The sequence below is a fragment of the Lentzea sp. NPDC058436 genome, from assembly GCF_042721515.1.
Taxonomy (GTDB): Bacteria; Actinomycetota; Actinomycetes; order Mycobacteriales; family Pseudonocardiaceae; genus Lentzea.
In genome coordinates, this window is the sequence record NZ_JBHXLF010000010.1 from 204,928 (window position 1) to 223,351 (window position 18,424).

An 18,424-nucleotide genomic window follows, 5' to 3' on the forward strand; every position below is an offset into this window, starting at 1 on the left:
CCGGGATTCCGGGGGCCTTTCGTCGTTCACTCCTTGATCCCCGTCTCCGTCACCCCGCGCACCAGGAACCGCTGCAAAGCCAGGAACACCACCACCAGCGGCGCAATCGACACAGCGGCGGCCAGGAACAGCTGCGACACCTCGATCGACTGCGACGTCAGGAACGTCGACAACGCCACCTGCACCGTCCAAGAGTCCTGATCCTGCGCGATCACCAACGGCCAGAGGAACTGGTTCCAGCTGGTCACGAACGCGATCACCCCCAAAGCCGCGAAGAACCCCTTCGAATTCGGCACGACGACCCGCCAATACGTCCCCCAATGACCAAGGCCGTCGATCCGCGCGGCCTCCTCCAACTCCCGCGGGAAGTTCAGGAAGTACTGCCGGAACAGGAACGTCGTGAACCCGCTGAACAGCCCCGGGATCACCAGCCCGCGCAGGTCGGACACCCACCCCAGCGTCGACACGACCACGAACGTCGGCACGAACGTCACGGCCGCCGGGATCATCAGCGTCGCGATCACCAGGTACAGCACGAAGTTCGAGTACCGGTACGGGATCCGCGCGAGCCCGTACCCCGCCAGCCCGCACAGCAGCAGCTGACCGGCCGTCTGCAACACCGCGACGACCGTGGAGTTCACCATGCTCCGCACCATCGGCACGGCCGGGTTGCTGAACAGCGCGGCGAAGTTCTCCCACCGGATCTCCTGCGGCCAGAACGTCCAGGTGGGCGCGGTGATCTCCTGCTCGGTCGCCAACCCGTTGCGCAGCACCAGGTAGAACGGCACCAAGAACAAAACCGCAGCCACCGACAGGGCGAAATAACGCACGACCTTCATCGCGTGATCACCCTGCCCTGCAACAACGTCACGCCCGCGATCAGCAACGTCAGGATCACCGCGCCCGCGCTCCCGTGCCCGAAGTCCTGCCCGCCGGACCCCAGCGCCGTGTAGTAGAGGTAGATCAACGGCGGCCGGGCGAACGGCGGGTAGCCGCGGTCGGTGCCCAGCACGTTGTAGAACTCGTCGAACGCCTGGTACGCCGCGATGAGCAGCAACAACAGCACGGCGACGGACGTCGTGCGCAGCTGCGGCAGCGTGATGTACCGCAGGCTCTGCCAGCCGCGGCCAGCGCCGTCGATCCACGCGGCCTCGTAGAGGTGCTGCGGGATCCGTTGCAGGCCCGCGAGGAACAGGATCAGGTAGAACCCGAGCTGCAGCCACAGCCGCAGCGTCACGAGCACCAGCCAGTACCAGGGCGGTGAGGTCGACACCGTCCACGCGACCGGGTCCGCGCCGAACCACCCCAGGACCGTGTTCGCGAGGCCGAAGCGCACGCCGTTGAAGATCGACAGCTTCCACACCAGCGACGCCACGACGTACGAGCACGCGGTCGGCAGGAAGAACACCGAGCGGAAGAACGCCTTCATGAAGCTGATCTGGTTCACCAGCAGCGCCAAGGCCAATGCCAGCACGAACGTCAACGGCACGATGAACACCGCGAACAGGCTGAACGTGCCGAGGCTCCCGAGAAAAGGCGCGTCGGTCAGCATGTCCGCGTAGTTGCGCAGCCCCACGAACTCCGAGGGCGTCACCGTGTTGCGGGCGTCGAAGAACGACAGCAGCAGGCTCCACCCGATCGGCACGTACACGAACACGAGCAGGCCCGCCGCGAACGGTCCGACGAACAACCAGAACGCGCGTCCGTGCCTCATCCGTAGAGGCGCTTCAACTCGTCACGAACCTTGCCCGCGGCGGCCTTGATCTCGGCGTCGGCGGGAGCGCCGTCCCGCACCACGCGCGACACGGCGTCGTTGAACGCGGTCCGCATCACCGAGGTCCAGTCCGGTGGGTTGGACGCCTTCGCGTTGTCCCGCACGAACTTCACGGCGTCGGCGGCCGCGCCGGAAGTCAGCTTCGTGGCCTTCTCCGAGATGCTCCTGCGCGGCGGGATGTGGAAGCCGTAGCTGAGGTTGAAGTCCTCCTGGTAGTCGGTGCGGTCGATCCACAGGAAGCGGACGAACTCCTTGGCCTCGTCGACCCGCTTCGACTTGGCGTTCACCATCGCGCCGAACGCCCCGACCGGCACACTCGCCTGGCCAGAGCCGCCGAGCTTCGGGAACGGCAGCACGCCGAAGTCGTCGCCCAGCGCCTTCTGCACCGCCGGCACGGCCCACAAACCGGTCCACTGCATGGCGACGAGCCCCTGCGTGAACGCGTCCGGCTCCGCCCAGTCCTTCACCGCGCCGAGCAGCAGGCTGTCGCTCGCGTAGAGCTCGCGCAGCTTGCCGATCGCCTGCGCCGCAACGGGATCGTCGAACCCGACCTGGTGGTCGCGCACGTAGTCGAGCCCTGCCGACCACAGCGCGGGACCGCCCAGCACTCCGCCGCCACCGTCGTTGCCGGCGAAGAGACCCTTCACGCCGTCCCTGGTCAGCCGCCGCGACGCGTCGATCAGCTCGTCCACAGTGGATGGAGGCTGCACGCCGGCCTTCTCCAGCAGGCTCTTGCGGTAGAACAGCATCTGCATGTCCACCGCCTGCGGGATGCCGTAGATCTTCCCGTCCACGGTGTGGGTGGCGAGGATCGACTCGGTGAAGTCGCTCTTCGCGTCACCGAAGAGGTCGTCGAGCGGCACCAGTTGGCCCGCCCGGACCGAGCTGATCTGCGGCGTGGACTCGAAGACGTCCGGCCCGTTGCCGGACAACAGGCTCGTCGCGAGCTTGGAGTCGTAGTCGCCGGGGTTCCACTGGACGTTGACCGGGACCTTCGCGTACGAGTCGGCGTAGCGCTGCACCGCCTGCTGGACGCCGGGCTCGCCGTACGCGTGGTACCACTGCTTGAGGGGCTGGTCGCTGCCACCGCGTCCGGTGTTCGAACCGCACGCCGCCAGCAGAGCGCTCGCACCGGCCAGGGAAAGGAGTCTGCGTCGGGAAATCACTCATCCCGTCTTACTCCGATCACGTCGGGTGCGCGAGCGGTTACCCGAAGTTGCCAAAGGGCGGGATCCAAAGCGATCCCGCCCCGTCAGGCCGAACTCACTTGCGGAAGAAGCGCTCCCGCTGCCCCTGCCGCACGAGCTTGATCCACTCGACGAACGCCTTCGGGTCCCGCTTCACACCCAGGAAGTACAGGCCGAACCGGAACACCTCCAGCGCACCGAGCTTGCGCATGCCCGGCTGCGAGAGCAGGTACCCGCGGTTGCGGTAGGTGTAGTAGCGCTTGATCTGGTTCTCGGGGTCCTGCGCGTGGAACCGGCCGCCCAGCATCGGCTTGAACTCGTCCGAGCCGTCCGGGTGGACGTACGCGACCTTCAGCGAGGTGCCGAACGGCAGCCCGCTGCGCACGAGACGGCGGTGGATCTCCACCTCGTCGCCGCGGAAGAACAGGCGGTAGTCCGGCACGCCGACGACGTCGAGCGTCGAGGCGCGGAACAGGGCGCCGTTGAACAGCGAGGCGATGCCCGGCAGGAAGTCGGTGCCGAGGTCGGCCGCCGAGCGCTTCCACGTGAGGCCGCGGCGCATCGGGAACGCGAGCTTGTCCGGGTTCTCGATGTTCGTGACGACGGGGGAGATCTCGGCGAGCTTGCGGCGCTCGGCCTCCTCCATCAGCACGGCCAGCACGTTCTCGTCGGCGGGCCTGCCGTCGTCGTCCGCGAGCCACACCCAGTCCGCGCCCAGCGAGAGCGCGTGCAGGATGCCCAGCGCGAACCCGCCGGCGCCACCGAGGTTGCGGTGCGACGGCAGGTAGGTCGTGGGGAGCGGGCACTGCTCGACCAGGTCGTCGACCGGCTGGTCGGGACCGTTGTCGACGACGACCAGGTGGTCGGGGACGCGCGTCTGGGTGGAGAGCGCCTTCAGCGACTCGGCCAGCAGCTCCCTGCGGTGGCGGGTGACCACCACCGCGACCACGGAGCCCTTGGGCAGTGCCTCGGAGTTCACTGTCTATTCGCCGCCGTTTCCGCTGAGGACGGTGGAGGAGGAGTAGCCGAGCCTGGCCAGCTGCTCGGTGCTCATCCGGTCGAACGGGTCGAAGCCCTTGTACTCGGTGAGGACCTCGCGCAGCCCGCCGTGCATTTTGACACGGCCCTCGTCCATCCAGATCGCGCTGTCGCAGAAGTCCAGCAGCGTTTCGTCCGAGTGGTTCGCGAACACCAGCAGGCCGGAGCGCTTCACCAGGTCCTTGAGGCGGTCGCGGGCCTTCGCCATGAACGCCGCGTCGACCGCGCCGATGCCCTCGTCGAGCAGCAGGATCTCGGGGTCGATCGAGGTGACCACACCGAGCGCGAGCCGCACGCGCATGCCGGTCGAGTACGTGCGCAGCGGCATCTGCAGGTAGTCACCGAGCTCGGTGAACTCCGAGATGTCGTCGACGCGCTTTTCCATCTGCTTGCGGGTCATGCCGAGGAACAGGCCCCGGATCATGATGTTCTCGTAGCCCGAGATCTCCGGGTCCATGCCGACGCCGAGGTCGAAGACCGGCGCCACCTTGCCGACGATGCGGGACTGGCCGCGCGTCGGCTCGTAGATGCCCGCCAGCAGGCGCAGCAGCGTGGACTTGCCGGCGCCGTTGTGGCCGACCAGTCCGACGCGCGCGCCCTCCTTGAGCGACAGCGAGATGTCGTGCAGCGCCTCGATGATCGGCACGCGGCCCTCGGAGCCGATCTTGCCGCCGACCTTGCCGAACGCGAGCTTCTTCAGCGACCTCGACTTGGCGTCGAAGATCGGGAAGTCGACCGATGCGTTCCAGACGTCGATGCTGACCATGGTTTAGCCGACCTCCTTTAGACCCAGTAGGAAACGCGGGCGCGGTAGTTGCGCAGGATGACCATCGCGAGCGCCCAGCCGATGACGGTGAACGCGCCGACGATCGCCCAGTGGTGCCAGTCGACCGCGTGGCCGAGCAGCGGCGCGCGGACGATCTCGACGAAGTGGTACACGGGGTTGAGCTCCGCGATCAGCATGCGCCAGTTGCTGTCGCCGCCGTCGCCGGCGACCTTCTGCAGCACGCCCGAGTCCCAGACGATCGGCGTCATGAAGAAGACCAGGTTGATGAAGCTGGTGACGACCGGCGGGATGTCGCGGAAGCGGGTGCTGATGACGCCGAACGCCAGCGCGACCCACACCGCGTTGATCGCGAGCAGCGCGAAACCGGGGATCGCGAGCACGATGGTCCAGCTCAGACCGGGGTGGACGGGGCCGCCCTCGCTGATCGTGTACTGGTGGCTCAGCGCGGGGAAGAAGATGGCCAGCACGATCGCGTAGACCGCGAGGTTGTGCAGCAGGAACAGCACCTGGCGCCACACCATGCGCATCACGTGGACGGTGATCGGCGCGGGGAGGTGCTTGATGAGCCCCTCGTTCGCGATGAACACGTCGGTGCCCTCGGTGATGCAGCCGAGGATGAAGTTCCAGACGATGAAGCCGACCGTGACGTACGGGAGGAACGTCGGGACGTTCGTGTCGAACAGCACCGAATACAGCAGGCCGAGGGCCAGCGCCGTCGTGCCCATGGAGATCGTGATCCACAGGGGACCGATCACCGAGCGGCGGTAGCGCTGTTTGATGTCCTGCCAGCCGAGGTGGCCCCACAGTTCGCGGTGGTCCCACGCCTCACGCACATCGGCGAACGCGCGCTTGAAGCTGCGCGACTTGATGGCAGGCGGCGCCTCGGGGTGGTCGAGGGTACTGGTGGCTTGCACGAGGACTGAGCGTACCGGCGTCCATTCACCGACCTGGACGCCGGTACGTCACGGAGTGGTCAACGAGCGGGGATCTTGGTCACCCGCATGGTGACCTGCTCGTTGTCGTAGGTGAACGCTTCGTAGCTGAACTCGATGCCGGTCTGCTCGACGTACTCGGTCCACGCCTTGTGCTCGTGGTCCATCCAGCCCGGGAAGTTGAAGTACTCGTCGAAGTGCACGACGCTGCCCTCGACCAGGCGCGGCCCGACGAGCTCCAGCACGGTCTTCGTGGAGGAGTAGAGGTCGCAGTCGACGTGCAGGAACGTCACCGGGCCCTCGTGCTCCTCCAGGAAGCCGGGCAGCACCTCGTCGAACCAGCCCACGACCAGCTCGGCACCCGGCACCTCCGGCAGTCCGTCGACGTTGAACGCGCCGGCGGGGAAGCCGTTGCGCCAGTTCTCCGGCAGGCCCTCGAACGAGTCGAAGCCGAAGACGCCCTCACCCTCGCGCGCGGTCGCGATGATCTTCAGCGTGGTGCCCTGGTAGACGCCGAACTCCAGCGCGAGCCCGCCCTCGGGGACGAGTGACAGCGCGTGTTCGAGCGTCTCGTGCGGGTGACCGAACTGAGGCGCGTGCGGGAGGTTGTCGCGCACGAAGTTCGCGCTCTGCAGCGCGGCCTCCTGCTCGCCCGCGAACACCAGGTCGCGGCGTGTGCGGATCTCCAGCTGACGCGTCTGGTCGACGGACCGGTCACCCTGGTGGCGGATCTCGTCGCGCACCTGCCGGCCCAGGTCGTCGACCTGTAGCTGCAGGTCGTCGACCTGCGCGCGGATCGGGGCCACGGCGTCCGCCACGATCTCGATCGCCTTCACCCGCAGCTTGTGGCGCAGTTGCTTCGCCGACAGGGCGCGGCGCACCTGCTCGAGCACGATGGCTCCTCTCCCAGGAAGTTCAGCGCATAGTAGAGCCACTTCCGGGTGTCATCGCTAGAGGTACTGACCCGTCCCCTTGCCCGTGATGCCGCCCTCCGGAGCGTCGGTGCTGCCCGCGGGAAGGGCACGGCCGCGCATCTGCTCCAGCTGCGCGCGGGCTGCCATCTGCTGGGCGAACAGCGCCGTCTGAATGCCGTGGAAGAGACCCTCCAACCAGCCGACCAGCTGGGCCTGCGCGATCCGCAGCTCGGCGTCGGACGGGGTGCCGTCCTCGGTGAACGGCAGCGACAGCCGCTCCAGCTCCTCGCGCAGCTCAGGAGCCAGGCCGTCCTCCAGTTCCTCGATCGACCGCTTGTGGATCTCCTTGAGGCGGTTGCGGCTGGCCTCGTCCAGGGGAGCCGCCCGCACCTCCTCCAGCAGCTGCTTGATCATCGTGCCGATCCGCATCACCTTGGCCGGCTGTTCGACGAGGTCGGCGATGTCGCCGTCCTGGCCGCCGACGATTACGACGGGCTGCTCCTGGTTCATGGTCTCCATCCTCGCGCCATTCACGTTTTCGAAACTTATCGGGGTGGGGCTGGTCGTCGCCGTGTTTGCTCGCATACGTACGGTGTGTGTCATGGCGTTCGACGTCGCACGAGTACGAGGGCTCTTCCCCGCGCTCGGCGACGGCTGGGTACACCTCGACGCTCCCGCCGGCATGCAGGTGCCGGAACAGGTCGCCACCGCCGTCTCCACCGCGTTGCGCGCCCCGGTCTCCGGCCCCGGTGGCCTCTTCCCGGCGTCCCAGCGGGCCCAGGGCATCGTGGACGCCGCCCGCAGGGCCGTCGCGGACCTGGTCGGGGGCGATCCCGCCGGTGTCGTTCTCGGTCCTTCCTCGGCAGTGATGTTGCAACGCCTCGCCGATGCCATGACCGACGACTGGTTCATGGGCGACGAGGTCCTGGTTTCCCGGCTGGACCACGCGGCGAACATCGCGCCGTGGTTGCGGGCGACACAGCGCACCGGCAGCGCGGTCAAGTGGGCGGAGATCGACATCGAGACGTGCGAGCTGCCGAGCTGGCAGTTCGACGAGCTCGTCACCGACCGCACCAAGCTGATCGCCATCACGGCGGCGTCCGGCGTGGTCGGCACCCGCCCGGACCTGGCCAAGATCTCCGCGGTGGCCCGCGCGCACGGCTCGTTGATGGTCGTCGACGCCTCCTCCGCGGCTCCGTTCGTCCCGTTGGACATCGTTGGCATGGGTGCCGACGTCGTGGCGCTGTCCGCCGGTCAGTGGGGCGGTCCTCCCGTCGGCGCGCTGGTGTTCCGCGACCCGTCGGTGCTGGAGCGGCTGCCGTCGGTCTCGGTCGACCCGCTGGCGCGCGGTCCCGAGCGACTCGAGCTCGGCCCGCACGCGTATCCGATGCTCGCCGGGCTCGTTGCGTCGGTTGAGTACCTCGCGGACCTCGACGACGCGGCCTCGGGCACGCGCCGGGAACGGCTGCTCACGTCGCTGGGATCGGTGAAGGCCTACCAGGCGGGGCTGCTCGCTAACCTGATCAACGAACTGCGCTCGTTGCGGCACGTGATGGTGATCGGCGACGCGATGCGGAGGGTGCCGGCGCTGGCGTTCTCGGTCGCCGGCGTCAAGGCAGAGGAGGGCGTCGAGCACCTCGCGTCGCGGGGCGTCTGCGCGTTCGCCGATCCCGGCCAGCACGGGGTGTTCTCGGTGCTGGGCGTCGGCGAGATCGGCGGCGCCATCCGCATCGGGCTCGCGCACTACACGAACGCAGTCGAGATGGACGACCTGGTGCGGGCGGTGGCCGAACTGGGCTGAGGGATTCGGGAGTGTTTGCTTGGACGACACGCTGGCCCGTGAGCTCGCTGATCTCTCGGCCCTGCAGCGCATCGGCTCGTTGAACACCGAGTACCTGCCCCAGCTCTCCGGCGACCTCCGGCCGGCCGCCCTCGTCGCGGTGATGGACGAGATCGTGCTCGGCGCCCGGACCGTTCTGGTCGAGCTGGGCTGCGGCTCGTCCTCCGTCCTGCTGGCGCGTTTGTTGCAGCAGCGCGGTTTCGGGCATCTGCTGGCGATCGAGCACGACGAACGCACGGCTGCTTTCGTTGCCTCACAACTACGTCGTGAAGGCCTCGGCTCCGTGGCCCGTGTGGTGCACGCGCCGTTGTCACGGCATCCGGCGGCGTTGTCGCGCCACGGCCAGTGGTACGCCCCGCAGCAGGTGCACGACGAAGTGCTCGCGTACGTCGAGAGGTTCGGCCTGGTGGACCTGCTGCTCGTCGACGGGCCGGGGTTCGGCGACTCGCGCTATCCGGCGTTGCCCGTGCTGCGCGCCGTGCTGGCGCCGGGCGCGACCGTGCTGGCCGACGACGCCGACCGGCCGGACGAGGCCTCCCTGCTGACGCGGTGGTCCGAGGAGTTCGGGCTGGAGTTCCGCACGGCTCCCCGGACCTCGCTGGCGACCTCTACCGTTCCCGCCTGAGCAGCACCTTGCCGAAGACGTCGCCGGAATCCAGGAGCCGGTGGGCCTCGGCGGCGTCCGACATCGGCACGACCTGACCGACGACCGGCTTCACCGCGCCGCTCTCGACCAGCGGCCACAGGTGCTCGCGGACCTGGGCCACGATCGCGCCCTTGTTGTCGACGCTGCGGCCGCGCAGACCCGTCGCCATCACCGACGCGCGCTTCGAGAGCAGCTTGCCGATCGGCAGCTCGCCCTTCACGCCACCCTGCATGCCGATGATCATCAACCGGCCGTCCGGCGCGAGGACGTCGATGTTGCGCGGGAGGTAGGACGCGCCCATGTTGTCGAGGACGACGTCGGCCTGCTTGACCTCGGCCACGAAGTCCTGGGTCTTGTAGTTGACGGTGATGTCGGCACCGAGCTCGGCGCACCTCTGGAGGCGCTCGTCCGATCCCGCCGTGACCGCGACGGTCGCGCCGAGCGCCTTGGCGACCTGGATGGCGTGCGTGCCGATGCCGCCCGCGCCGCCGTGCACGAGGAACGTCTCGCCGAGCTTGAGGCGGCCGTCCATCACGACGTTCGACCACACCGTGCAGGCGACCTCGGGCAGTGAGGCGGCCGTGACGACGTCGATGCCCTGGGGCACGGGCAGGAGCTGTGGAGCGGGCACGACGACCTTCTCCGCGTAACCGCCACCGGCCAGCAGCGCGCACACCTCGTCGCCGACGTTCCAGCCGGTGACGCCCTCGCCGATCTGGACGATCGTGCCGGAGCACTCCAGTCCGATGATGTCCGACGCACCCTTGGGCGGCGGGTAGAGACCCTGGCGCTGCAACAGGTCCGCGCGGTTGACCGCACTCGCGGCGACGTCGACCAGCACCTCGCCCCTGCCGGGAACGGGGTCCTCGGCCTCGGTCCACTCGAGCACGTCCGGGCCGCCGGGTTCGCGAACAGTGATGGCATGCATACAGTCGACCGTAATACCGTTCGACAGGTCCGGCACCATCGGATCATGGACGCCTGGCCCCTGCGACACCTCGTTCTCCGCACCCCGCGCCTGGAGCTGCGCCCGGACGACGACTCCGGCCTGTTCGAGCTCGTGCGGGTGGCCCAGGCGGGTGTGCACGACCCGGACGAGATGCCGTTCACCGTGCCGTGGACCGACCGCCTGCCCGACAACAACGGGTTGGAGATGCTCCAACACTTCTGGGGCGAGCGCGCCCGGCTCGCGGCGGGGGACTGGGCGATCTGCTTCCTCGTGCGGCACGAGGGCAGGGTCATCGGCTTGCAGGAGTTGAACGCGCAGAACTTCGGAGTGCTGCGTGAGGTCAACACCGGCTCGTGGATGGGCAAGAGCTTCCACGGCAACGGCTTCGGTACTGAGATGCGTGTCGCCGTGCTGCAGTTCGCGTTCGACCACCTGGGCGCGCACATCGCTCGTTCGGCGGCTTGGCAGGGCAACGGCGCGTCGAACCGCGTCAGCGCGAAGCTCGGCTACGTGCACGACGGCACGATGGCCGCCGCACCGCGCGGAGAACGCCTTGAGCACGTGCGATTGCGTCTGGACAGGGCGAACTTCGTCCGCCCGGACTGGGAGGTCGCCGTCGAGGGGCTAGCGGAGTGTGGTCATCTGATCACCAGCTGAACTCCCGCCGACCGACGGATTGTGTCTTGCGTCTCCCTTTTGTGAGGGTTCAGCAATCTCGAACGAAGGGGAACGTTCATGTCCGGCAGAACCAAGCTGGCGGCAGTGTTAGCCATTTCGGCACTGGTCGCAGCCCCCACCGCCACGGCGTCCGCCGCCGCGGAACCCGCAGGACCCGCTCTCGCCAAGAAGCTCGCGAAGAAGGTGACCGTCGAGGGAGTCAACCGGCACCTCATCGCGTTCCAGCGCATCGCCGACCGCAACGGCGGCAACCGCGCGGCACTGACGCCCGGCTACGACGCGAGCGTCGACTACGTGGCGGGCAAGCTCCGCGACGAGGGCTTCATCGTGACGACGCCGAACTTCACGTTCGACATCCCGGTCACCGACGCCGAAACGGCCCGCGTCGACGGCGTGAACTACCAGGCGCTGATCCTGACCGCCTCGCCGCAGACCCCGGCAGGCGGCATCACCGGCCCGCTGCGCGTGGTCCCGGAGGACGCCACCCCCGGCTGCGAGGCGAGCGACTTCGCGGGCCAGGACTTCACCGGCTCGGTCGCCCTGATCCGCCGTGGTGCCTGCACGTTCGAGCAGAAGCACCTCAACGCGTTCGCCGCGGGCGCCATCGCCGTCCTGGTGTCGAACAACACCGCGGGCCCGCTGTCGAACGTGACGCTGACCAACCCCGGCAAGATCCCGACCGGCGGCATCTCGCAGGCCGACGGCACCACGCTCGCCGGCAAGGCGGGCGCCTCGGTCACCGTCGACATGCGCTTCCACACCGAGAGCCGCACGCAGCGCAACGTCATCGCCGAGACCCGCACCGGCCGCAAGAACAACGTCGTCATGGCAGGCGCACACCTCGACAGCGTCGAACTGGGCGCGGGCATCAACGACAACGGCACCGGCTCCGCCGCACTGCTGGAGACCGCCCTGCAGCTCGGCTCGCGCCCGAAGGTCGACAACGCGGTCCGCTTCGCCTGGTGGGGCGCGGAGGAGCGCGGCCTCATCGGCTCCGAGGAATGGGTCCGCTCGCTGACGTTCGAACAGCAGCTGGACATCGCCCTCTACCTGAACTTCGACATGGTCGGCTCCCCGAACGCCGGCTACTTCATCTACGACGGCGACGACTCGGACGGGGTCGGCGCAGGCGCGGGCCCGTACGGCTCGGCCCAGATCGAGAAGGCCTTCGTCGACTACTTCGCCGCCAAGGGCGTCCCGACCGAGGGCACGGACTTCTCGGGCCGTTCGGACTACGGCGAGTTCATCGCGCAGGGCATCCCGGCGGGCGGGTTGTTCACCGGCGCCGAGGGCCTCAAGACGGCGGCTCAGGCTGCCAAGTGGGGTGGTCGGGCCGGTGTCGCCTACGACCCGTGCTACCACGCTGCCTGTGACAACCTCGGGAACGTGGACCGGGTGGCCCTGGGCCGCAACGCCGGCGCCATCGCGTTCGTGACGGCCGCCTACGGTGTGTCCACTGAGGACGTCAACGGCGTGCCGCCGCGTTCCAAGCGGGCTGAGGCCCGTGCTGCGGCTTCTCTGTCGAAGACGGCAGCCGCGCACGACCACTCGCACGCGGCCACTTCGTAATTCAGCTCCGCATCGGTGAACTGCGGCAGTGCCTTGACGGGCGCTGCCGCAGTTTCTTTGGGTGCTTTGCGGTCTGCACGGTGAAGCATCTGTGACACGCCGCTCGCCCGCAGGTAGGTTCCGCGTGACTCATCGTAACCTTCACGGATGCAGTTGGACGGGATGCGCAAGGGGTCTTCATGGCAGAGGACATGACCGTGCTCGCGATTTTCACCGATGTGCGAGGCTTTACCAATTGGTCAGAAGCGAATGAGGTCTTCATCAATCTCGACAACTTCGTCGAAGGCTTCTTCGCTGTTCTCGGACGTCGCTTCAAGAGCTCGGAGTTCGAGCTGAAACCCCTGGGTGACGGTGCTCTGCTGATCAAGAAGATCCCGGATGACCTGAGTGGCAGAGAAGTTACCCGGCTCCTGGGGAAAGTGCTGTCCGTGATCAGGCAGGTCGAGGCGGACTTCTCCCGGCACTGCTCTGACTTCGCCGGCCGAGTCGGTCATGCTGCAGATCTGAATCTGGGCTGGGGCATCGTTCGAGGCAAGGTGATCAAAGTCGGTTCGGACTGGGCCGGGCACAACCTGAACAAGTGTTCCCGCCTCTGCAACGAAGCGCGCCCGTTCGGAGTCGTCATCGACCGCGACGACTTTCCTGAGCTGCCGGCGGAGACCCGAGGCCTGGTCAAGCAGATCAGGCGCCTCCGCGGTGTCGGTGAGGTGCCGGTCTGGGTGTCATCAGAAATAGCTTCTCAGTTCATACCGCGTGAGCGCCTCCGAGAAGAACCAGAAGTACACGTTGCGGGAACCTGCTTGATCGAAGGTGGTAGCGGCGAAGTGACGCTGCTCTTCGCTCGCAGATCCGCCGAGCGGCGCCTATTCCCAGGCAAACTGGAAGGGTGCGGCGGCCAGCTGCGCTACTCGGAGAGCTTCACGGACGGGGTGCGCCGCCACTTCAGGACAGAACTGGGAATCGACGTCGAGGTGATGGCCGGCCTGCACACGCTGTACGAGATCCGCGAGCCGAACGAGCCGCTGATTCCAGGCCTTCGCTTCCTGTGCAAGCAGATAGGTACCACCGAACCAGCCAGCGCCAACCACTCGGAGATCATCCGAGTGTCCGAAAAGAAGTTCCGCGACATGCCGGACAGCGAATTCGTCGGGGATCTGAAGCACGAAGTGGTGGCGCTGCTGGAAAGGTACAAGAGCGGGGTCAGATAGTCGCCGCACCTTTGACCCTGCGGTCAAGGGTGCAGAACGACCCAAGACAGCGACAGCACGCCGGTGACCGCCCAGCTGAAGATCGCAACTCGGAGCCACAGGAACTTCCGCCTTGCGATCAGGGAAAGATCGCGGGCAGTGCGCCATGCCTCCGCTTCAGGGTTTCGTCGTGCACGGCTCAGCACGTCTTCCGCAGACAGGTTCGCCACTGCCGGCCACGAGTACCGCGAGTACGGACCAGTTCGTATTCGCGGTCGCAGCACCGCGACCAGTGCCACCATGGAGATCAGGAAGGACAACGCGACAAGGCCTGCGATCGGCAGCTCCCACCACGGTGTCGGACTTTTCGGGTTGAACGCGCTGCGCAGACTTGAGCGTTGACTGGCGACAACTCCGCCGAGAACCGCGTTGGCGGTGGCGAGAAGCCCGGCCTTCGTGTCCGCGTTGACGATCCAGTTCCCCACCACGGTGATCACGAACTGGGCCTCAGACGTGGAGTCCCGGTGTCGCCTGACAGTTCTTGCTTCGACCGCGGCGAAACTGCTGCTTCCTTGCGAAGGTCCAGGTATTTTCAATTGCGTCATGAAATGACGTTAGTGGCGCGCCGATGCGCGACACTTGATGTGTACCCGGTCGGATCAGCGCATTAGGCCTTCCGTGCCAAGCAGTGTGTGAACTGTGTCGGCGCTCTCCGCCGACACACCTCACCTACGAGCGGAAGCGGAGGGATTTGAACCCCCGGACGGTTGCCCGTCTCCCGCTTTCAAGGCGGGTGCATTCGGCCGCTCTGCCACGCTTCCCACGACGCCAGAAGCGTCAGCCCAAAGCCTAGCCGTTCGACTCCCGAAGGTGTGTCGTGACCCGGTCGAACACCTTGGCCAGCACCTCACCCTCCTCAGGAGTCAGCAGGTCGACGATGTGCTCCCGCACCCCACGCAGGTGCGTCGGAGCAGCGGAGACCAGCTGCGCCAGCCCGGCCGGAGTCAGCTCCGCCAGCACCCCGCGCCCGTCCTCGGTGCACTCGCGGCGCGACACCAGCCCGGCCTTTTCCATGCGGGCGACCTGGTGCGAGACGCGGGACTTGGACGAGGCGACGTCCTCGGCGAGCGACGTCATGCGCATGCGGTGGTTGGGCTGCTCGGAGAGTCGGACGAGGATCTCGTAGTCCGCCAGTGACACTCCGTGGGTGTCCTGCAGCTCTCGGTGCAAGCGGTCCATGAGCATCGAGGAACCGTTCACGTAGGTGCGCCACGCGCGCATCTCGTCCTCGTCGAGCCAGCGCGGCTCCTGCTCACTTGGTGTCACGAGAACAAGACTAAGCCTGACGATGACGATCCTGCCGTTCCTCTGGAAAACGCGGCGTTCGGAAGGCAGACTCCTCCGCCGTACACGCGCGTTAACCACGCCTTGGAAAGGCTCCAATCCATGAGTTCGTTCAGACGGCTTTCCGTTCTGGCGATCACCGCCGCCGCGGCCACTGTCATCAGCGCTACCGGGCCTGCCCAGGCCGATGTCCAGTCACTGCGCGGTCGGGGCACGGTTGACGTGCGCCTGATCGGCATCAACGACCTGCACGGCAACATCGAGCCGCCGTCGGGGTCGTCCGGGCGCGTCATCCTGCCCGACGGCACGACCGTCGACGCCGGTGGCGCCGCGTTCAACGCGACGCACATCAAGAACCTCCAGAAGGAGGTCAAGAACTCCGTCATCGTCGGGCAGGGCGACCTGATCGGTGCCAGCCCGATCGTGTCCGCGCTGTTCCACGACGAGCCGACGATCGAGGTGCTCAACAAGGTCGGCATGGACACGACCGCTGCGGGCAACCACGAGTTCGACGAGGGTTACAAGGAACTGCTGCGCATCCAGCGCGGTGGCTGCCACCCGGTGGACGGCTGCCAGTTCAGCGACAAGTACAAGGGCGCGAACTTCCCGATCCTCGGTGCGAACGTCACGCACGCGAAGTCCGGACTGCCGGCTCTGCCGCCGTTCTGGGTGGAGATCCGCGACGGGATCCCGATCGGCTTCATCGGCATGCCGCTCAAGGACGTGCCGATCCTGGTCGACCCGAACGGCATCAAGGAGCTCAAGTTCGGTGACGAGGTGAAGGCGGCCAACAAGTACGCCAACCTCCTCGACGCCATCGGCGTGAAGTCCATCGTGCTGCTCGTGCACCAGGGCGACCAGGTGACCTCGCCCAACGGTGGGCCCAACGCGTGCAACGTCGCCGCCAACAACCCCGGCAGCGTCATCGCCACGCAGGTCAGCCCGAAGATCGACGCGGTCTTCTCCGGCCACAGCCACCAGCACTACAACTGCGTGGTCAAGGACCCGGCCGGCAACCCGCGGCCGTTCATCGAGGGCCTGGCCTTCGGTCGTGAGCTGAGCGTCGTCGACCTCAAGATCGACCGCCGGACGCGCGACGTGATCCGCGGCGAGACCAAGGCCGACAACAAGATCGTCACCCGCACGGTCACGCCGGACCCCACGGTCCAGGCGATCATCGACCTGGCCAAGCAGAAGTCGGGCCCGATCGCGAACAAGCAGGTCGGCACGATCAGCGCGGACATCCTGCGCGCGCAGAACCCCGCCGGTGAGTCGCCGCTCGGCAACCTGATCGCCGACTCGCAGCTGGAGGCCACCAAGGGCAACGGCGCGGTGCTCGCGCTCATGAACCCCGGTGGCGTGCGCGCCGACCTCACCTACGCGACCTCGCCCGCCAACGAGGGCAACGGCGTGGTCACCTACGGCGAGGCGTTCACCGTCCAGCCGTTCGGCAACATCCTGCAGACGGTCACGTTGACCGGCGCGAACATCCAGGCCGCCCTGGAGCAGCAGTTCACCGCGGCCAGGCAGTTCGTGCTCCAGCCGTCGTCCGGCCTGAAGTACAGCTGGTCGCCGAGCGCGCCGTTCGGCTCGAAGGTCTCGAACGTCACGCTCAACGGCGTGCCGCTCGACCCGGCCGCGAGCTACCGCGTGACGATCAACAGCTTCCTGCAGGGCGGTGGTGACGGCTTCAGCGAGTTCACCAAGGGCACCGCCATCACCGGTGGTGGCATCGACCTGGACGCGTTCTCCGCGTACCTGTCGGCGCACCCGAACCAGGCGCCTCCCGCGCTCGACCGCATCACGCAGCTGCCGTAGTCGCACGGCGCAGCTGAAGGCCATCCCGGCGGCGGAAGTCGCCGGGATGGCCTTTTTCGTGTGCCCCGTTGCTCCATTTGATCTAGGGTGAGGGCCGATGTCCTGGTTGCGTCGGCTCCTGCTGCTCGTCGGTCTGATGACCGGCGCCTGGTTGCTGGGCACCGTCGGTCAGGCGCACGCCGACGTCCGGGTCGAGATCGACCAGCTCAAGGTCGAGGTGAAGCTCCCCGTCGTGGACGTCGGACTGAAGATCGAGACCGCACCGCGTCAACCGGACGTGCCGGTCCCGCCGAAGCCCGATCCGCGCGTCGAACCGCCGGCGCCACCCGTCGAACCGCAGCAAGCGCTCTCACGGACAGAAGCGCCCGCACGGTACGAGGTGCCGCAACAGCAGCAGCAACTGCTCACATCGCCGCCGCCGGCGCCGCAGACGACTCAGCCCACGAACCCCGAACCCGTCCCGCCGCAACCGCAGGCAGAGCAGCCGGTCCCCGGCACGCTCCCGCAGAGCGGCGCGGGATCGAGCACGACCACCCAGCTCCCGGCGGGCACGTTGCCGCACGTGTCGCGGCCGCCCGCCACCACAGCGTCTCCGGTCAACGCAGAACAGCAGGACGTGCCGCACAACGCGCGCGCGGAGGAGCCGACGTTCTCCCCTGACTGACCCCTGGTGCGCCAACACCACAAGGGATCAGCCACTTTCCAGGGAGAACAGTCATGCGCAAGAACATCAACCGCACCATGTCCGCCGCACTGCTCACGGGCGGCCTGATGGTCGCGACCGCCGGGTGGGCCCAGGCCGTTCCCGTGCCGCTGAACGTCGACGACGAGGTCCGCGTCGGCAACCTCGTGAGCGTCCCGGTCAAGGTGTGCGGCAACGCGATCAACGTGCTGGGCCACAGCGACGCCACGTGCGACGAGAAGCCCGCCGCGCGCACCCAGGCCGACAAGGCCCTCGTCTCCGCGCCCGTCACGGTGTGCGGCAACTCGGTCGGCGTCGCCGGCGGCGGTGCCGGCAGCTGCGGCGAGACCAAGCCGGAGCAGGCCAACGGCACCGTCGAGGCTCCCGTCACGGTCTGCGGCACGGCGGCGGGCGTGCTCGGCACGGCGAGCGGCGACTGCGGCAAGTCCGAGGCCCCCGAGCAGCCGGAGCCGGAGCAGCCTGGCGAGAACCCCGGCGAGCAGCCTGGCGAGAACCCCGGCAACGAGAACCCCGGCCAGAACCCCGGCAACGGCAACCCTGGCAACGAGAACCCGGGCAACGGCAACCCCGGCGGCGGCAACAACGGCGACAACTCCGGTGGCGGCGACACGGGCGACGACTCCGGCGCCGGCACCCCGCAGACCGGCAACAAGGCCTCGCAGTCGCAGCAGGCCGTCGCGGTCATCCCGAACCTGTCGAGGACCGGCGCCGACCCGCTGGACTTCCTCCTGGTGGGCCTCGGCCTGATGACCGCGGGCGTGATGGCCCGCCGCGGCGCACGCCGCACGACGAACGCCTGATCAATTCCTGAACGTTTTTCCACAATCGCCCGGTGAGAGCCTCTCTCACCGGGCGATTGCTGTCTGCAGTGTCGATCTCCGCAGGTCACCCGTCCGACTTCACCAATTCAGGTTTGGTGTGAGGTGTTGAGAAATGGGGTGATCAAGCGCATAGTCGGTAACGAGCTGGCAACCGGAAGGTGAATGAACTAGACCACCCGGAGGCCACGCCCAGAAGGGGTAGGTGGTGCTGTGCAGGTATCTCCTCGCTGTGGCGAA

The 18,424-nt window shown here is 67.6% G+C and carries 19 protein-coding genes and 1 tRNA gene; 8 read left to right on the plus strand and 12 right to left on the minus strand.

Annotation, left to right across the window (positions count from 1 at the left end; translation table 11 throughout):
• Positions 1-26 precede the first annotated feature (26 nt).
• The 8 genes from ACFWN2_RS30400 to ACFWN2_RS30435 form a co-directional block, all read right to left on the minus strand.
• Positions 27-839 (minus strand): carbohydrate ABC transporter permease, encoded by an 813-nt coding sequence (locus ACFWN2_RS30400; RefSeq protein WP_382433176.1) that lies wholly within the window; start codon positions 837-839, stop codon positions 27-29.
• Positions 836-1,714, minus strand: coding sequence for a carbohydrate ABC transporter permease (locus ACFWN2_RS30405; RefSeq protein ID WP_382433178.1), 879 nt, complete (start codon positions 1,712-1,714; stop codon positions 836-838). The genes ACFWN2_RS30400 and ACFWN2_RS30405 overlap by 4 nt, the downstream gene beginning before the upstream one ends.
• Positions 1,711-2,940, minus strand: a complete 1,230-nt coding sequence (locus ACFWN2_RS30410) for an ABC transporter substrate-binding protein (RefSeq protein WP_382433180.1) — start codon at positions 2,938-2,940, stop codon at positions 1,711-1,713. The genes ACFWN2_RS30405 and ACFWN2_RS30410 overlap by 4 nt, the downstream gene beginning before the upstream one ends.
• Positions 2,941-3,037: 97 nt before the next feature.
• Entirely contained in the window at positions 3,038-3,940 is a 903-nt protein-coding gene (locus ACFWN2_RS30415) for a glycosyltransferase (RefSeq protein WP_382433182.1), read from the minus strand.
• A 3-nt stretch (positions 3,941-3,943) separates the two neighbouring features.
• On the minus strand, positions 3,944-4,765 hold the full coding sequence (locus tag ACFWN2_RS30420; protein WP_382433184.1) for an ABC transporter ATP-binding protein: 822 nt from the start codon (positions 4,763-4,765) through the stop codon (positions 3,944-3,946).
• 17 nt (positions 4,766-4,782) lie between these two features.
• On the minus strand, positions 4,783-5,700 hold the full coding sequence (locus ACFWN2_RS30425) for an ABC transporter permease (protein WP_382433186.1): 918 nt from the start codon (positions 5,698-5,700) through the stop codon (positions 4,783-4,785).
• A gap of 59 nt (positions 5,701-5,759) precedes the next feature.
• Entirely contained in the window at positions 5,760-6,611 is an 852-nt protein-coding gene (locus ACFWN2_RS30430) for a class I SAM-dependent methyltransferase (RefSeq protein WP_382433188.1), read from the minus strand.
• Between the two features lie 57 nt (positions 6,612-6,668).
• Entirely contained in the window at positions 6,669-7,151 is a 483-nt protein-coding gene (locus ACFWN2_RS30435) for a bacterial proteasome activator family protein (RefSeq protein ID WP_382433327.1), read from the minus strand.
• Between the two features lie 82 nt (positions 7,152-7,233).
• Between ACFWN2_RS30435 and ACFWN2_RS30440 the strand changes: the two genes are divergently transcribed.
• Both ACFWN2_RS30440 and ACFWN2_RS30445 read left to right on the plus strand, forming a co-directional pair.
• On the plus strand, positions 7,234-8,433 hold the full coding sequence (locus ACFWN2_RS30440) for a cysteine desulfurase-like protein (RefSeq protein WP_382433190.1): 1,200 nt from the start codon (positions 7,234-7,236) through the stop codon (positions 8,431-8,433).
• A 19-nt stretch (positions 8,434-8,452) separates the two neighbouring features.
• Entirely contained in the window at positions 8,453-9,097 is a 645-nt protein-coding gene (locus tag ACFWN2_RS30445; RefSeq protein ID WP_382433192.1) for a class I SAM-dependent methyltransferase, read from the plus strand.
• On the opposite strand, the gene ACFWN2_RS30450 is transcribed toward ACFWN2_RS30445, so the two are convergent.
• A complete protein-coding gene (locus ACFWN2_RS30450) occupies positions 9,081-10,046 on the minus strand; it encodes an NAD(P)H-quinone oxidoreductase (protein WP_382433194.1) in 966 nt (321 codons plus the stop codon). The two genes, ACFWN2_RS30445 and ACFWN2_RS30450, sit on opposite strands and share 17 nt — an antisense overlap.
• Positions 10,047-10,091: 45 nt before the next feature.
• On the opposite strand from ACFWN2_RS30450, the gene ACFWN2_RS30455 reads away from it, so the two are divergent.
• The 3 genes from ACFWN2_RS30455 to ACFWN2_RS30465 all read left to right on the plus strand — a co-directional run bounded on the left by ACFWN2_RS30455 (position 10,092) and on the right by ACFWN2_RS30465 (position 13,522).
• On the plus strand, positions 10,092-10,724 hold the full coding sequence (locus ACFWN2_RS30455) for a GNAT family N-acetyltransferase (protein ID WP_382433196.1): 633 nt from the start codon (positions 10,092-10,094) through the stop codon (positions 10,722-10,724).
• Between the two features lie 78 nt (positions 10,725-10,802).
• Positions 10,803-12,314, plus strand: coding sequence for a M28 family metallopeptidase (locus ACFWN2_RS30460; RefSeq protein WP_382433198.1), 1,512 nt, complete (start codon positions 10,803-10,805; stop codon positions 12,312-12,314).
• A gap of 179 nt (positions 12,315-12,493) precedes the next feature.
• The gene (locus ACFWN2_RS30465) at positions 12,494-13,522 is read left to right on the plus strand and encodes an NUDIX domain-containing protein (protein WP_382433200.1); all 1,029 of its coding nucleotides are present in this window, start codon (positions 12,494-12,496) and stop codon (positions 13,520-13,522) included.
• A 23-nt stretch (positions 13,523-13,545) separates the two neighbouring features.
• Here the strand turns inward: ACFWN2_RS30465 and ACFWN2_RS30470 are convergent, their stop codons facing one another.
• The 3 genes from ACFWN2_RS30470 to ACFWN2_RS30480 form a co-directional block, all read right to left on the minus strand.
• The gene (locus ACFWN2_RS30470) at positions 13,546-14,106 is read right to left on the minus strand and encodes a Pycsar system effector family protein (RefSeq protein ID WP_382433202.1); all 561 of its coding nucleotides are present in this window, start codon (positions 14,104-14,106) and stop codon (positions 13,546-13,548) included.
• Positions 14,107-14,237: 131 nt separating this feature from the next.
• Positions 14,238-14,322, minus strand: a tRNA-Ser gene (locus ACFWN2_RS30475).
• A 28-nt stretch (positions 14,323-14,350) separates the two neighbouring features.
• Entirely contained in the window at positions 14,351-14,782 is a 432-nt protein-coding gene (locus tag ACFWN2_RS30480) for a MarR family winged helix-turn-helix transcriptional regulator (protein WP_382433329.1), read from the minus strand.
• Positions 14,783-14,947: 165 nt separating this feature from the next.
• On the opposite strand from ACFWN2_RS30480, the gene ACFWN2_RS30485 reads away from it, so the two are divergent.
• The 3 genes from ACFWN2_RS30485 (at position 14,948) to ACFWN2_RS30495 (ending at position 18,166) form a co-directional block, all read left to right on the plus strand.
• Positions 14,948-16,663, plus strand: a complete 1,716-nt coding sequence (locus ACFWN2_RS30485; protein ID WP_382433204.1) for a bifunctional metallophosphatase/5'-nucleotidase — start codon at positions 14,948-14,950, stop codon at positions 16,661-16,663.
• Between the two features lie 97 nt (positions 16,664-16,760).
• Positions 16,761-17,327 (plus strand): hypothetical protein, encoded by a 567-nt coding sequence (locus ACFWN2_RS30490; protein ID WP_382433206.1) that lies wholly within the window; start codon positions 16,761-16,763, stop codon positions 17,325-17,327.
• A gap of 53 nt (positions 17,328-17,380) precedes the next feature.
• Entirely contained in the window at positions 17,381-18,166 is a 786-nt protein-coding gene (locus tag ACFWN2_RS30495) for a hypothetical protein (RefSeq protein WP_382433208.1), read from the plus strand.
• Positions 18,167-18,424 lie beyond the last annotated feature (258 nt).

Excerpts from the sequence above, each read along its gene's own strand:
- ACFWN2_RS30400 (WP_382433176.1), bottom strand. The coding sequence starts at position 839 with ATGAAGGTCGTGCGTTATTTCGCCCTGTCGGTGGCTGCGGTTTTGTTC.
- ACFWN2_RS30405 (WP_382433178.1), bottom strand. The coding sequence starts at position 1,714 with ATGAGGCACGGACGCGCGTTCTGGTTGTTCGTCGGACCGTTCGCGGCG.
- ACFWN2_RS30420 (WP_382433184.1), bottom strand. The coding sequence starts at position 4,765 with ATGGTCAGCATCGACGTCTGGAACGCATCGGTCGACTTCCCGATCTTC.
- ACFWN2_RS30435 (WP_382433327.1), bottom strand. The coding sequence starts at position 7,151 with ATGGAGACCATGAACCAGGAGCAGCCCGTCGTAATCGTCGGCGGCCAG.
- ACFWN2_RS30440 (WP_382433190.1), top strand. The coding sequence starts at position 7,234 with ATGGCGTTCGACGTCGCACGAGTACGAGGGCTCTTCCCCGCGCTCGGC.
- ACFWN2_RS30450 (WP_382433194.1), bottom strand. The coding sequence starts at position 10,046 with ATGCATGCCATCACTGTTCGCGAACCCGGCGGCCCGGACGTGCTCGAG.
- ACFWN2_RS30455 (WP_382433196.1), top strand. The coding sequence starts at position 10,092 with ATGGACGCCTGGCCCCTGCGACACCTCGTTCTCCGCACCCCGCGCCTG.
- ACFWN2_RS30460 (WP_382433198.1), top strand. The coding sequence starts at position 10,803 with ATGTCCGGCAGAACCAAGCTGGCGGCAGTGTTAGCCATTTCGGCACTG.
- ACFWN2_RS30465 (WP_382433200.1), top strand. The coding sequence starts at position 12,494 with ATGGCAGAGGACATGACCGTGCTCGCGATTTTCACCGATGTGCGAGGC.
- ACFWN2_RS30470 (WP_382433202.1), bottom strand. The coding sequence starts at position 14,106 with ATGACGCAATTGAAAATACCTGGACCTTCGCAAGGAAGCAGCAGTTTC.
- ACFWN2_RS30480 (WP_382433329.1), bottom strand. The coding sequence starts at position 14,782 with ATGCGCGCGTGGCGCACCTACGTGAACGGTTCCTCGATGCTCATGGAC.
- ACFWN2_RS30485 (WP_382433204.1), top strand. The coding sequence starts at position 14,948 with ATGAGTTCGTTCAGACGGCTTTCCGTTCTGGCGATCACCGCCGCCGCG.
- ACFWN2_RS30490 (WP_382433206.1), top strand. The coding sequence starts at position 16,761 with ATGTCCTGGTTGCGTCGGCTCCTGCTGCTCGTCGGTCTGATGACCGGC.
- ACFWN2_RS30495 (WP_382433208.1), top strand. The coding sequence starts at position 17,381 with ATGCGCAAGAACATCAACCGCACCATGTCCGCCGCACTGCTCACGGGC.